This is a genomic window from Curvibacter delicatus NBRC 14919, from assembly GCF_001592265.1.
GTDB classification, from domain to species: Bacteria; Pseudomonadota; Gammaproteobacteria; order Burkholderiales; family Burkholderiaceae_C; genus Hylemonella; species Hylemonella delicata.
In genome coordinates, this window is sequence record NZ_BCWP01000037.1 from 16,366 (window position 1) to 30,379 (window position 14,014).

General features: G+C 64.2%; 13 protein-coding genes and 2 tRNA genes. 13 read left to right on the forward strand and 2 right to left on the reverse strand.

Annotation, left to right across the window (positions count from 1 at the left end; genetic code table 11):
- Nucleotides 1-13: 13 nt before the first annotated feature.
- From uvrC to CDE01S_RS14945, 7 genes are all read left to right on the forward strand, one after another.
- Entirely contained in the window at nt 14-2,032 is a 2,019-nt protein-coding gene (gene uvrC / locus CDE01S_RS14915) for an excinuclease ABC subunit UvrC (protein WP_066709262.1), read from the forward strand.
- Between the two features lie 30 nt (nt 2,033-2,062).
- Nucleotides 2,063-2,629 carry a CDP-diacylglycerol--glycerol-3-phosphate 3-phosphatidyltransferase gene (gene pgsA, locus CDE01S_RS14920; protein ID WP_066709265.1) on the forward strand — a complete coding sequence of 189 codons (567 nt, stop codon included), beginning with the start codon at nt 2,063-2,065 and terminating at the stop codon, nt 2,627-2,629.
- A gap of 10 nt (nt 2,630-2,639) precedes the next feature.
- Nucleotides 2,640-3,542 (forward strand): DMT family transporter, encoded by a 903-nt coding sequence (locus CDE01S_RS14925; RefSeq protein ID WP_066709268.1) that lies wholly within the window; start codon nt 2,640-2,642, stop codon nt 3,540-3,542.
- 425 nt (nt 3,543-3,967) lie between these two features.
- On the forward strand, nt 3,968-4,240 hold the full coding sequence (locus CDE01S_RS14930) for an HU family DNA-binding protein (RefSeq protein ID WP_066709320.1): 273 nt from the start codon (nt 3,968-3,970) through the stop codon (nt 4,238-4,240).
- Nucleotides 4,241-4,255: 15 nt separating this feature from the next.
- Nucleotides 4,256-4,331: transfer RNA gene (locus CDE01S_RS14935), tRNA-Val, on the forward strand.
- Between the two features lie 98 nt (nt 4,332-4,429).
- Entirely contained in the window at nt 4,430-6,367 is a 1,938-nt protein-coding gene (locus tag CDE01S_RS14940; RefSeq protein WP_066709271.1) for a SurA N-terminal domain-containing protein, read from the forward strand.
- A gap of 30 nt (nt 6,368-6,397) precedes the next feature.
- Nucleotides 6,398-6,473: transfer RNA gene (locus CDE01S_RS14945), tRNA-His, on the forward strand.
- A 70-nt stretch (nt 6,474-6,543) separates the two neighbouring features.
- On the opposite strand, the gene CDE01S_RS14950 is transcribed toward CDE01S_RS14945, so the two are convergent.
- Nucleotides 6,544-7,518, reverse strand: a complete 975-nt coding sequence (locus CDE01S_RS14950) for an NADPH:quinone oxidoreductase family protein (protein ID WP_066709273.1) — start codon at nt 7,516-7,518, stop codon at nt 6,544-6,546.
- Between the two features lie 139 nt (nt 7,519-7,657).
- On the opposite strand from CDE01S_RS14950, the gene surE reads away from it, so the two are divergent.
- Genes surE through rlmD form a run of 6 tightly spaced genes read left to right on the forward strand, consistent with a single transcriptional unit; the run spans nt 7,658 to nt 13,463 of the window.
- Entirely contained in the window at nt 7,658-8,437 is a 780-nt protein-coding gene (gene surE / locus CDE01S_RS14955; protein ID WP_066709275.1) for a 5'/3'-nucleotidase SurE, read from the forward strand.
- Entirely contained in the window at nt 8,434-9,237 is an 804-nt protein-coding gene (locus CDE01S_RS14960) for a protein-L-isoaspartate(D-aspartate) O-methyltransferase (protein WP_066709277.1), read from the forward strand. Before surE ends, CDE01S_RS14960 begins: the two co-directional genes overlap by 4 nt.
- Nucleotides 9,234-10,142, forward strand: coding sequence for a peptidoglycan DD-metalloendopeptidase family protein (locus tag CDE01S_RS14965; RefSeq protein ID WP_084382916.1), 909 nt, complete (start codon nt 9,234-9,236; stop codon nt 10,140-10,142). Before CDE01S_RS14960 ends, CDE01S_RS14965 begins: the two co-directional genes overlap by 4 nt.
- Before the next feature lie 31 nt (nt 10,143-10,173).
- The gene (locus CDE01S_RS14970; protein ID WP_084382917.1) at nt 10,174-11,190 is read left to right on the forward strand and encodes a sigma-70 family RNA polymerase sigma factor; all 1,017 of its coding nucleotides are present in this window, start codon (nt 10,174-10,176) and stop codon (nt 11,188-11,190) included.
- Nucleotides 11,191-11,194: 4 nt separating this feature from the next.
- Nucleotides 11,195-11,980 (forward strand): 3'-5' exonuclease, encoded by a 786-nt coding sequence (locus tag CDE01S_RS14975; protein WP_066709289.1) that lies wholly within the window; start codon nt 11,195-11,197, stop codon nt 11,978-11,980.
- Nucleotides 11,981-12,026: 46 nt separating this feature from the next.
- A complete protein-coding gene (gene rlmD / locus CDE01S_RS14980) occupies nt 12,027-13,463 on the forward strand; it encodes a 23S rRNA (uracil(1939)-C(5))-methyltransferase RlmD (protein ID WP_066709292.1) in 1,437 nt (478 codons plus the stop codon).
- A gap of 54 nt (nt 13,464-13,517) precedes the next feature.
- Here rlmD and CDE01S_RS14985 read toward each other — a convergent pair whose 3' ends face one another.
- Nucleotides 13,518-13,910, reverse strand: a complete 393-nt coding sequence (locus tag CDE01S_RS14985; protein WP_066709295.1) for a hypothetical protein — start codon at nt 13,908-13,910, stop codon at nt 13,518-13,520.
- Nucleotides 13,911-14,014 lie beyond the last annotated feature (104 nt).

A 14,014-nucleotide genomic window follows, 5' to 3' on the forward strand; every position in this document is an offset into this window, starting at 1 on the left:
ACAATACGGACCCATGGCCACTGAAACCGATTCCAGCGCACCAAATCCCCCAAGCGCTGTGCACTCTGACGAACTGCTGGCGCAGGTCGCCGCCTTGCCCGCCTTGCCTGGCGTCTACCGTTACTTCGACGCCGACGGCGCGGTGCTCTACGTCGGCAAGGCGCGCAATCTGAAGAAACGCGTTTCCAGCTATTTTCAGAAAGACCATGGCGGCACACGCATCGGCCACATGGTGGGCAAGATCGCCCGCATGGACACCACGGTGGTGCGCTCGGAAGCCGAGGCGCTGCTGCTGGAAAACAACCTGATCAAGACGCTCAACCCGCGCTACAACATCCTGTTTCGCGACGACAAGAGCTACCCCTACCTGAAGATCACGGCGGCACAGCCGGGTGAGGCGAGGGCGGCCGAAGGCCAGACGGCCAAGCGCAGCGCGGCAGCCTGGCCGCGCGTGGCCTATTACCGCGGTGCGGTCGACAAGAAACACCACTACTTCGGGCCCTACCCGAGTGCCTGGGCGGTGAAGGAAGCCATCCTGCTGCTGCAGAAGGTGTTCCGACTGCGCACCTGCGAAGACACGGTGTTTGCCAACCGCACGCGGCCCTGTCTGCTGTACCAGATCAAGCGCTGCTCCGGGCCCTGCGTCGGCCTGGTGTCGGACGAAGACTACGCGCTGGACGTGGCGCATGCCGAAGCTTTTTTGCGCGGCGAAACCCAGCAGGTGCTGGAGGTGCTGGAAGCCCGCATGCTCAAGCACTCGGAGCAGCTGGAGTTCGAGCAGGCGGCTGAGCTGCGCGACCAGATCGCGGCGCTGTCCAACGTGCTGCACCAGCAGGCGGTGGACAACGTCGACGACCGCGATGTCGACATCCTGGCCGTCAAGGTGCAGGGTGGGCGCGCCTGCGTCAACCTGGCCATGGTGCGCGGTGGCCGTCATTTGGGTGACCGCGCTTATTTTCCGGTGCATGTGGAAGATGCCGCGGCCATCTATGACGACGAGGAATCCTCAACGTCCGAATCCGCCGAGGCTGCGCCGCCACCGGTGGAGGTGCAGGTGCTGGAAGCTTTCATCGCCCAGCACTACATGGAGGTGCCGGCGGTGCCGACGCTTGTCACCAGCGAACCGGTGAGCAAGCGCCTGACCGAGGCGCTGTCGCAACAGACCGGCATCCGAATCCGGGCCATCCACCAGCCGCGCGAACAGCGTCGCATCTGGCTGGAGATGGCGCAGACCAATGCCGCCCTGCAACTGGCCCGGCTGCTGGCCGAGGAAGGTTCGCAGCAGGCGCGTACCCGCGCGCTGGCCGAGGCGCTGGCGCTGCCGCAGGACCGGCTCGACGAACTGCGCATCGAGTGCTTCGACATTTCACACACCGCCGGCGAGGCGACGCAGGCCTCCTGCGTGGTGTTCCATCACCACAAGATGCAGAACAGCGAGTACCGCCGCTACAAGATCGACGGCATCACGCCGGGTGACGACTATGCCGCCATGCGCCAGGTGCTGACGCGCCGCTACGGCAAGCTGGCGCAGGCCTTGCGCGAAGAAGGTGCCGAAGGCGAACTGGGTGCCGAGCTCACCGACCGCTTGCCTGATCTGGTGCTGGTCGATGGCGGCAAAGGCCAGGTGGCGATGGCACGCGAGGTGTTCGAGTTGCTCGGGCTGGACCTGGCGCTGATCGTCGGTGTGGAGAAGGGCGAAGGCCGCAAGGTCGGGCTGGAAGAGCTGGTGTTTGCCGACGGGCGCGACAAGGTGTACTTGGGCAAGGATTCGGCGGCGCTGATGCTGGTGGCGCAGATCCGGGACGAGGCGCACCGCTTTGCCATCACCGGCATGCGTGCGCAGCGCGCCAAGGTGCGGGTGGGTGGCAGCCGGATCGAGGAGATCCCGGGTGTCGGCCCCAAGCGCCGCGCCAAATTGCTGCAGCGCTTTGGCGGCGTGCGTGGTGTGGCGTCGGCCAGCGTGGACGACCTGACCTCGGTCGACGGCATCTCGCGTGAACTGGCCGAAGCGATCTACCGTGCTCTGCGCTGAAAGCCGCCTTGACCATGCCACAATGACGCCATGTTCTTCACCATTCCCACCCTCATGACCTGGACGCGCATCGTCGCGATTCCCCTGATCGTGGGTGTGTTCTACCTGCCGCTGGACCCGGCCACGCGCAACCTGATTGCCACCGTGATGTTCGTGGTGTTCGCGCTGACCGACTGGCTTGACGGCTTTCTGGCGCGCAAGCTCAACCAGACCTCGGCCTTCGGCGCCTTCCTCGACCCGGTGGCTGACAAATTTCTGGTCTGCGCCAGCCTGCTGGTGCTTGTGCACCTGGGCCGCGCCGACGTGTTTGTGGCACTCATCATTATCGGCCGCGAGATTGCCATCTCGGCCCTGCGCGAATGGATGGCGCAGATCGGTGCCTCGCGCAGCGTGGCCGTGCACATGCTGGGCAAGGTCAAGACCACGGTGCAGATGGTAGCCATTCCCTTCCTGCTGTTTGATGGACTGCTGTTCGGCGTCATCGACACACGCCAGTGGGGCTACGTCCTGATCTGGCTGGCGGCGGTTCTCACCGTCTGGTCCATGGTCTATTACCTGCAAAAAGCCTTGCCCGAGATCCGGGCACGGGTGAAGTGAACTCGCGCCGATGAGCGAGCGCAGCGACAGTGCTGCCCTGCTGCGGGCCATGCCGCTGGTGTTCGTGCTGATCTGGAGCACCGGCTTCATCGTGGCGCGCTACGGCATGCCGCATGCGCCGCCACTGAAGTTCCTGGCCTGGCGTTACGTCCTGTCCATCCTCTGTTTCCTGCCCTGGGTTTTGCTGGCGCGCGTGGCCTGGCCGCAATCACGGGCGCAGTGGGGGCATCTGGCCGTCACCGGTGTGCTGATGCATGCGGGCTACCTGGGCGGCGTCTGGGCTGCGGTCAAGGCCGGCATGGGCTCCGGCCTGGTGGCACTGATCGTCGGCCTGCAACCAGTCTTGACAGCGTTCTGGCTGTCCGCGCGCGGCGCCTCTGTCACAGGGCGGCAATGGACCGGGCTCTCGCTCGGGTTTGCCGGTCTGGTGCTGGTGGTCTCGCGCAAGTTCGGTCAGGGCGGCGAAGCTGGCATCTTCAACCTGTCACTGGCTGTTTTTGCCTTGCTCAGCATCACCATCGGCACGCTGTACCAGAAACGTTTTGTCGCGGCCTGTGACGTGCGAACGGCCAATGCCGTGCAGTTGCTGGCAGCCTTGCTGGTGACCTTGCCGCTGGCCCTGCTGGAAACCGAGCCGATGGGCTGGCAGACCAGCGCATCCGGCGTGAACTGGGAGCTGGTCGTGGCCATGGGTTGGTCGGTGCTGGGCCTGACGCTGGGGGGCAGCTCCTTGCTGTACCTGCTGATCCAGCGCGGCGCGGCCACCAGTGTGACCAGCCTGCTGTACCTGGTGCCGCCGACCACGGCGCTGATGGCCTGGGTGCTGTTTGCCGAACCCATTACGATCACGACCCTTGTCGGTACGGCGTTGACGGCCATCGGTGTGAGCCTGGTGGTGCGTGCGCCACGCTGAGGTCAATCACTTCGGCCTTGCCAACTTTGATGCGGCGTCGACGGACCTCGAGACCGTGCCGGCACCACTGAGTGGTGCACTGGGACACGGACATCGGCGGTACGGCCGATGCGGAGCATGCAATTGTGCATACGCTTTAGCCCATTTCCGATCACGCGGCCAGTCCTGGTTTCCCCGGAGTTTTGAAAATATTTGTATCAGTAACTTCTCTTGGGAAGGCGGCCAAAGAAAACCGTCTAGAATTCGCCCCCGTGCTGTTGTAAAGCTGCATGCCGTGTTGACACGGAAAACATAGGTGGCTTTAATCATATGCAGCAGTACTCGCTGCATATGGCCGGCTCCTTTCGCTCCACGCTGTTCTGGCTGGTGCAAGGAGTTACAAACGAGACAATTTGATTAACGCAGTTTCCAAGAAGGGGTTCTTTGTGAATAAAACCGAACTGATTGAGCACATTGCCAAGCATGCCGACATCTCCAAGGCAGCTGCTACCCGTGCACTCGAGTCCACCATCGGCGCTGTCAAGACCACGCTGAAAAAAGGCGGTACTGTTTCCCTCGTGGGTTTCGGTACCTTTGCCGTTGGCAAACGTGCTGCCCGCACCGGCCGCAACCCCCGTACCGGCGCTGCGATTAAAATCAAGGCAGCCAAGGTGCCGAAGTTCCGTCCGGGCAAAGCCTTGAAAGACGCCCTGAACTGATCACGGTTTAAGGTGGGGTGCTTAGCTCAGTCGGTAGAGCGGCGCCCTTACAAGGCGTAGGTCGGCGGTTCGACCCCGTCAGCACCCACCACCCAAGCAAAGGCGAACACACTGTTCGCCTTTTTTGTTGTCAAAGGTCTGTTCGCAATTTTCACAAGTGCGAATGAACCTTAGTTGGAGAGTCCGCGCATGTTTGATTACGTCCGTAAGCACACGAAGATCATGATGGGACTGTTGTTCCTGCTGATCATTCCCTCGTTCGTGCTGTTCGGCATTGACGGCTACAACCGTTTCCGTGAGCAAGGCCAGACGGTGGCCCGCGTTGGCGGACACAACATCAACCAGGGCGAGTGGGACGCTGCGCACAAGTCGGAAGTGGAACGCCTGCGCGCTGCCATGCCGACGCTGGATGCCAAGCTGCTGGACTCTCCCCAGGCGCGTTATGCCACGCTGGAGCGCCTGGTGCGCGAACGTGTACTGGCCCAAGCGGCGGAGTCGGCCCATCTGGTGACCAGCGACGTGCGTCTGGCCCGCGCCTTGCAGGAAACGCCGGCGATTGCTGCGCTGCGCCGTGCCGATGGCACCCTGGACATGGAGCGCTACCGCCAGCTGGTGGGCAGCCAGGGCATGACGCCCGAGATGTTCGAGGCCCGCCTGCGCAACGACCTGTCCGTCCGTCAGGTGGAGACCGGGCTGCTGCAAACCGGTTTTGCCGCACCGGCGGTGGCCGACCTGGCCCTGAATGCCTTTTACGAGCGGCGCGAGGTTCAGCTGGCGCGCTTCAACACGACGGACTTCGCGGCCAAGGTCAATCCGACCGATGCCGAGCTGGAGGCCTTCTATCAGGCCAACCAGTCGCTGTTCCAGGCGCCCGAGCAGGCCAACATCGAGTACATCGTGCTGGACCTGGAGGCGGTGAAAAAAACCATCAGCCTCAACGAACAGGACCTCAAGACTTATTACGAGCAGAACGTGGCACGCCTGAGCGGCACCGAAGAGCGCCGTGCCAGCCACATTCTGATTGCTGCCGCCAAGGGCAGCTCTGACGCCGAGCGCCAGAAGGCCAAGGCGCGCGCCGAGGAACTGCTGGCCCAGGTGCGCAAGGCACCCGAGAGCTTTGCCGAGGTGGCACGCAAGAACTCGCAGGATACGGGCTCTGCTCCACAGGGCGGCGACCTCGACTTCTTCGCCCGTGGCGCCATGGTCAAGCCTTTCGAGGATGCCGCCTTTGCCCTGAAGAAAGGCGAGATCAGCGACGTTGTGGAATCCGATTTCGGCTATCACATCATCAAGCTCACCGACATCAAGGCGCCGAAACAGAAAAGCTTTGCCGAACTGCGCACCAGCCTGGAAGCCGACCTGAAGAACCAGCAGGCCCGGACCAAGTACGCCGAAGCGGCCGAAGCGTTTGCCAATGGCGTGTACGAGCAGTCCGACAGCCTCAAGCCGGTGGCCGACAAACTCAAGCTTGAAGTTCAGAGCGCCAACCGCGTCTTGCGTCAGCCGGAACCGGGCGCCAAGGGCGTGCTGGCCAATGCCAAATTCCTGGAGGCCGTCTTCAGCACGGATACGGTGGCGAACAAGCGCAACAGCGAAGCGGTGGAAGTCGGTCCCAGCCAGCTGGCTGCGGCGCGCATCACCCAGTACACGCCGGCCCGTACGTTGCCGCTGGCCGAGGTGCGCGCTGCCGTGCGCGAACGCGTGGTGAATGCCCGTGCAGCCGAACTGGCCCGCCAGGAAGGTGAGAAGCAACTGGCCGCCTGGAAAGCCAGCCCGGCACAGGCCCAGCTGCAAGGCGCGCTGATGGTGTCGCGCGATCAGCCGCAGAACCTGCCGGCCGCCTTGCTCGATGCCGTGCTGCGTGCCGATACGGCCAGCCTGCCGGTTTTTGTGGGGGTCGATCTCGGCGCCCGGGGCTACGCCATCGCCAAGATCAACAAGCGGGCCGAGCGGCCGACGGCTGCACCGCAGGTGCAGCAGCAGGACCGTGCCCAGTACACCCAGTGGTGGACGCAGGCCGAGAGCGAGGCTTACTACAAGTTGCTGCAGGGCCGCTTCAAGGCCGAGATCAAGGTGGCACGTCCCGCCGCTTTCGGCACACAAATGGCGGCCGGTGCGCTACAGTGACCGCGGAACCGGTTATAATTTAAGGCTACGGTGGCTGTAGCTCAGTTGGTAGAGTCCAGGATTGTGATTCCTGTCGTCGTGGGTTCGAGTCCCATCAGCCACCCCAGATAAAAATGCCCGCAGATGCGGGCATTTTCATTTCTGCGCGGCCATGGCAGGCCGCGTGGCAAGCGCACTCAGTTCACCAGCACCAGCTTGCCCATCACGCTGCGCGAGCCCATGTGGGCGTAGGCCGCCTTGAGCTCGGCCATCGGCATCGTGCGGTCGATCACCGGCTTGATCTTGCCTTGTGCATACCATTGCGCCAGCGCCATCATCATGGCGCCATTGGCCTTCGGCTCGCGTTTGGCAAAGTCACCCCAGAACACGCCAACCAGCGAGGCACCCTTGAGCAGCGGCAGGTTCAGCGGCAGGGCGGGAATCGGCCCGGCGGCAAAACCGACCACCAGGTAGCGGCCGCGCCAGGCAATGGAACGGAAGGCCGGTTCGGCCAGGTCGCCGCCCACCGGGTCGTAGATCACGTCGGGGCCCTTGCTGTCGGTGAGCGCCTTGAGGGCTTCACGCAGGTTTTCCTTGCTGTAGTTGATGGTGGCATCTGCACCGATGGACTGGCACAGCGCACACTTCTCGTCGGTCGAGGCGGCGGCAATCACGCGCGCGCCGGCGGCCTTGGCGATCTGGATGGCGGCTGTACCCACGCCGCCGGCAGCGCCCAGCACCAGCACGGTTTCACCGGCCTTAAGCTGGCCGCGGTCCAGCAAGGCATGGTGCGAGGTGGCGTAGGTCATGATGAAGGCGGCCGCATCAACAAACGGGAAGTCGGCAGGCAACGGCATGCACAGCGCGGCTGGCGCCAGCGTGTGCGTGCCGAAACCGCCTGTGCCCGACAGGCAGGCCACCGCCTGGCCGACCTGCAGGTGCGTGACGCCGGCACCTACCGCCTGCACCACACCGGCGTATTCGGAGCCTGGCACAAAGGGCAGGGGCGGCTTGATCTGGTACTTGTTCTGCACGATCAGCAGGTCGGGGAAGTTCAGGCTGGCGGCCTTGATCTCCACCAGTACCTGCCCGGTGCCGGGTTGCGGTGTCGGCAGCGCCTTCCAGTCCAGTGCCTCCACCCCGGTGGGGTCTTCGCAAAGCCATGCGTGCATTGATCGTCTCCTGCGGTGTTGTGGGTTCAAGTCAGTCGCGCATGATAAGGCGCGCTGTCGCACCGGTTATGTCCCTCGCGTGACGTGCGCCAGGACAAGGGCGCCAGCCACCTACAATCGGCAGCACTACGCTGCAAACATGAAGATCCTGATTTCCAACGACGACGGCTACCAGGCCCCCGGCATCGTCGCCTTGTACGAGGCGCTGAAAGATGTGGCCGAGGTCGAGGTGGTCGCGCCCGAGCACAACAACAGTGCCAAGTCCAACGCCCTGACACTGCATTCGCCCCTCTACGTTCAGCGTGCGAGCAATGGTTTTCGCTATGTCAACGGCACGCCGGCCGACTGCGTGCACATCGCTCTGACCGGCCTGCTGGGCTACCGGCCGGACCTCGTGGTCTCCGGCATCAACAACGGCGCCAACATGGGTGACGACACCATCTACTCCGGCACCGTGGGGGCCGCGATGGAGGGGTATCTGTTCGGCATTCCGGCGATTGCCTTCTCGCAGACCGAGAAGGGCTGGCGCCATCTGGATGCCGCTGCGGCCAAGGCGCGCGAGCTGGTGTTGCAGATGGCACAGCACCAGCTGGTGGGTACCCAGCCGTGGCTGCTCAATGTCAACATTCCCTGTCTGCCGCTGGAAAGCCTCAAGCCGATGAAGGTGTGCCGCCTGGGCCGCCGCCATTCGGCCGAGAAGGTCATCACCCAGACCAGCCCGCGCGGAGACACCATGTACTGGATCGGCGGCGCCGGCCCGGCCAAGGACGAGGGCGAAGGCACGGACTTCCACGCCACCAGCCACGGCCATGTGGCGGTGACGCCGCTCAAGGTGGACCTGAGCGACCATGCCAACCTGGGCTACTGGGCCCAGTCCATGAGCCTTCTCACCGCGCAGGCGGGCAAGGAGGGCGCATGACGTCCAAGCCACGTCCGTCTTTTCCGGCCCGGCTGGATCGTGCGCCCGGCCCGGCACCGGCGCGAGGCGCTGCCCTGTTGCCGATGTCGGCCGCCAAACCCGCCACGGCGGCAGCCAAGCCGCCGGTGGCGCGTCAACAGCCGCACGGGCTGGGGCTGGACTCGCATGCCGTGCGCCAGGCCATGGTCAACAAGCTGGCGGGGCAGGGCATCAGCGATGTGCGCGTGCTGTCGGCCATGGGCACCATCGAACGCCACCGTTTCGTCGACAGCGCGCTGGTCAACCAGGCCTATGAAGACACCAGCCTGCCCATCGGGCTGGGGCAAACCATTTCCAAGCCGGGTGTGGTATCGCGCATGGCCGAATTGCTGCTGAACGGGCGGCCCGGCAAGCTGGGGCGGGTGCTGGAGATCGGCACCGGCTGTGGCTACCAGGCGGCGGTGCTGAGCCTGCTGGCCAGCGAGGTCTACAGCATCGAGCGCCTGCGTGGCCTGCATGACAAGGCGCGCGAGAACCTGCGCCCCATGCGTCTGCCCAATGTGCACCTGCTGTTTGGCGACGGGATGGCGGGTTTTGCCAAGGGCGCACCCTATGCCGCCATCATTGCCGCGGCCGGCGGCGAGGCCGTGCCACAGGCCTGGATTGACCAGTTGGCCATGGATGGCCGCCTGGTGGCGCCGGTGGCCTCCAGCACGGGCGGGCAGCAGGCCTTGATGGTGATCGATAGGACGCCGCAGGGGCTGCGCCAGACCGTGCTTGAGGCGGTTCACTTTGTCCCCCTAAAATCAGGTATCGCATGAAGGGAACGTCTATGTCGGGTTTGCGGGAGCGCTTTGTTGTTTGGGGTCTGATGGCTGGGGTCTGCCTGTGGCTGGCCGGATGCAGCTCGACCAGCCTCAACCGTGCACCGGTGGAAGACCGCCGCAACGCCGCCCAGAAGGCTGCGATGGACCCGAACACCCAGGCGGTCAAGCAGCCGCCGGGTTTTGAGAATGCCGGCAAGCTGGGTTACTACACGGTCAAACCCGGTGATACGCTGATCCGCATCGGCCTGGAGACGGGCCAGAACTGGAAGGACATCCGGCGCTGGAACAACCTGGACAACCCGAACCAGATCGAGGTGGGACAGGTGTTGCGTGTGGTGCCGCCGGGTGCCAACGGAGCCGCCGCCACAACGCAGACAGCTGCGGTCACGCGCCCCATCACCAGTTCGACGGCCACCGCCAGCAGCGTGCCGCCGCCGGCACAGGCGGCCAGCGCAGCCAAACAACCGGCATCGGCACCCCAGCCGGCGGCCGCTGCGCAACCGGAAGCCGCTGCTGCGAATGGTGAAGACCAGATCGCCTGGAACTGGCCGGTTAATGGCGGCTCGGTGCTGGCGGGTTTTGATGAAGTCAAGAACAAGGGGCTGGACATCAGCGGTGCCGCTGGCGACCCGGTGTTCGCTGCCGCAGACGGCCGCGTGGTCTATGCCGGCGCCGGTCTGCGCGGTTACGGCAATCTGATCATTCTCAAGCACAACAACACCTACCTCACGGCTTATGCGCACAACCAGTCGCTGCTGGTGAAGGAAGACCAGTCGGTGCGCAAAGGCCAGAAGATTGCCGAGATGGGCAACAGTGATGCCGACCGGGTGAAGCTGCACTTCGAAGTGCGGCGTCAGGGTAAACCGGTCGATCCGGCCAAATACCTGCCAGCCAGGTAGGCCGATGCCAACCGCGCCTTGAGGAACAGCCATGACCAAACGCTCCCTTCAAGGCCCAGGCAAGGTGGTGCCCCCAGTGGCCCCGGAGGATGAGCCAAATCATGCCTCGCTCCTTGAAAATACTGCGCTGGCAGCTCCTGATTTGATAGCGGTCAGCCAGGCCGCGGCCACCTTGGCAGGCGTCGAAGTGGCTGGCGAGGCGGGGGATGCACTCTCGGCCTACCTGCGCCATGTGCGTCGCACCGAGCTGTTCACGCCCGAGCAGGAGTACGAGACCGCGATGCGCGCACGCGCCGGCGACTTTGCCGCGCGGCAGAGCATGATCGAACACAACCTGCGTCTGGTGGTGAGCATTGCCAAGTTCTACCTCGGGCGCGGTGTGCCGCTGTCGGATCTGATCGAGGAGGGCAACCTTGGCCTGATGCATGCCATCGACAAGTTCGAGCCTGAACGCGGTTTTCGTTTTTCCACCTATGCCACCTGGTGGATCCGCCAGTCGGTTGAGCGTGCCTTGATGCTGCAGGGGCGGGTGATCCGCCTGCCGGTCAATGTGGTGCGCGAGTTGCAGCAGGTGCTGCGGGCACGCCGTGCGCTGGAAAACGACCCGGCGTTCAACGAGGCCCGGCCTGACGGGGTGCGTGTGGAAGACGTGGCCAACTTCCTGGGGCGAGACGTCAACGAGGTTGCTGAGTTGCTGGCCTTGGCGGAAACGCCGAAATCGCTCGATGCCACGCTGGAGCGCACGGAGAGCGAGCAGACGCTGGGCGAGACCGTGGTGGACGAGCTGGCGCTGGACCCCAGCGGCGTGACGCACACGCACGAAGTAGAGCGCTTGCTGGAGGAGTGGCTGCACAGCCTGTCGGGACGCGAGCAGGAGATTCTCGAAGGCCGCTTTGGCCTGCACGACCGCGAGCCGGAAACGCTGGACGTGCTCAGCCACCGCCTGGGCCTGACGCGTGAGCGCGTGCGCCAGGTGCAGAACGAAGCGTTGCTCAAGCTCAAGCGCTACCTGGCGCGCCGCGGCATCACGCGCGAGGCGTTGCTCTGATCTTATGGCCTGGCCTGTACTTGTCTTCGACATCGAAACCATTCCCGACATTGCCGGGTTGCGTACCTTGCGGGGCGTATCACCTGATACCCCGGACGAGCAGGTTCATGCCGCCTGGCTGGCGGAACGCAAGGAGCACGGTCAGAGCGACTTCATGCCGCTGCACCTGCAGCGCGTGCTGGTGATCAGCTGTGTCTTTCGCAATGCCGAAGGGCTGCGCGTCCACTCGTTTGTCGACCGCGATGGCCAGAGCGAAGGCAAGATCATCCAGACTTTCTTCAACACGGTGGAGAAGCACGTGCCGCAGCTGGTGAGCTGGAACGGCGGTGGCTTCGACCTGCCGGTGCTGCACTACCGCGGGCTGCAGCATGGCGTGATGGCCGACAAATACTGGGACCTGGGCGACGATGACCGCGACTTCAAGTGGAACAACTACATCGGTCGTTACCACATGCGGCACCTGGACCTGATGGACCTGCTGGCCATGTACCAGCCCAAGAACAATGCCCCGCTCGATGCCATGGCCAAGCTGTGCGGCTTTCCCGGCAAGCTGGGCATGGATGGCTCGGCGGTTTATCCGGCCTACCTGGGTGGCCAACTGGAAGACATCCGGCGCTACTGCGAGACCGATGTGATGAACACCTATCTGCTGTACAGCCGCTTCCAGAAGATGCGTGGCGGTTTTCTGGAGAAGGAGTACGAGCAGGAGATCGCGCTGATCAAGGACACGCTGGGCAAGCTGGCTCCCACGGAGCCGCACTGGGACGAGTACCTCAAGGCCTGGGCCTAGTCGGCGCCATCTCTGAGTCTTCCAAGACCTCTGAGACAATTGGAGGATGACAGATTCAGTTTCTCCCAACCCCGGTTCACCTGCCGACGCTCTGCTGATCGAGTCGCTCGATATCGAAGCCCAGGGCATTGCCCACCGTGCTGACGGCAAGGTGGTGTTTGTGGAAGGCGCCTTGCCCTTCGAGCTGGTGAGCGCCCAGGTCAACCGCAAGAAAAACAACTGGGAACAGGCCACCGTGACGGCCGTGCACCACCAGTCTGCCCAGCGTGTCACGCCGGGTTGCCCGCATTTCGGCCTGCATGCGGGCGCCTGCGGCGGCTGCAAGATGCAGCACTTGCATGTCAGTGCCCAGGTGGCCATCAAGCAGCGTGTGCTGGAGGACAACCTCTGGCACCTGGGCAAGGTGCGGGCCGAGAGCATCCTGCGGCCGATCGAAGGGCCGGCCTGGGGCTACCGTTACCGTGCCCGCCTGTCGGTGCGCCATGTGCGCAAGAAGGGCACGGTGCTGGTGGGGTTCCACGAGCGCAAGAGCCGCTATGTGGCCGACATGGAAGTGTGTCCGGTCTTGCCGCCCCATGTCAGCGCCATGCTGATACCCTTGCGCGAACTGATTGGCTCGCTGGAGGCGATCGAGACCTGCCCGCAGATCGAGCTGGCCTGTGGTGATGCCGTCACCGCACTGGTGCTGCGCCATCTGGAGCCACTGAGTGCGGCGGACCTGGCCCGGCTGCGCGCCTTTGTCCAGGCCCATCCCGGCGTGCAGTGGTGGCTGCAGCCCAAGGGGCCGGACACCGTGCACCTGCTGGACGAAACAAGTGGCTTGCAACTGGCTTATGCGCTGCCCGAGTTCGGCATCACCATGCCGTTCAAGCCGACCGACTTCACCCAGGTCAATCCGCACATCAACCGGGTGCTGGTGTCGCGTGCGCTGCGCCTGCTCGATGCACAAAAGACCGAGCGCGTGATCGACTGGTTCTGTGGCCTGGGCAATTTCACGTTGCCGATTGCGACGCAGGCACGCGAGGTGCTGGGCATCGAGGGCAGCGAAACGCTGGTGGCGCGTTCCCGTGAGAATTACCTGAGAAATCGGGCTATAGCCCCTGATGGCCGTGCGCTGGCAGCTACTGAATTTGTAGCGCGCAACCTGTTCGAGATGACGCCTGAGTGGCTGGTGCAGGACGGCGTGGCCGACAAGTGGTTGGTCGATCCGCCGCGTGAAGGGGCCTTTGCCCTGGCCAAGGCTCTGGCCGATCTGCATCAGCAAAAGCTCAACCCGACTGAGCATCCGCCCACGGCGGGCGCCGCCGGCTGGATGCCGCCGCGGCGCATCGTTTATGTGAGCTGCAACCCGGCAACGCTGGCGCGCGACGCAGGGCTGTTGGTGCATCAGGCCGGGTACCGCTGTACCGCTGCCGGTGTGGTCAACATGTTCCCGCACACGGCCCACGTGGAGAGCATGGCGGTGTTCGAACTGGGGGCGTGAAGGGCGGAGCAGCAGGTCCGCTTTGGCGTGATGGCCGCTGGGCCCGTGGCGGGCTCAGAGTCTTTCTGAGTTGCCGGAGGCCTTGCCACCGTTGCGCGGCCTGGCGTCAGCGGTCTTTTCCTTGCCGTCGTCGGCCGGCTTCTTGTCTTCGATGATTTCTTCTTTTTCGACTGCAGCCACGCCGACACTGGGCGCCTGGCCCTCGATCTTGTTGTCGCGCATGTACTGGTCCATCTCCTTCCAGCCATCGAAGACGGCGGTCTTGGAGGCCTTTTCGTTCAGGCGATAGCAGTCCTCAATGCCGCGCAGGGCATGGCGGCAGGCGCCGCCAATGGCCTTGGCATCCGCCTCGCGCTGGGCAACGCGCGGGTCGGGGCCCATGCCCGGAATGTCGCAAGCGGCAAGCAGCAGGGCAAGGGCAGGGATGAGCAGGAGGCGCGGCGTCATGGGATGTGCAAGGAGGCGTTACAGACTTTATCGGCAATTGGTGGCCCGGGTTGAGGGGCTGGTGCAGGTGTGGATGAAAAAAGGCCCTGACGGGCCTTTTTTCA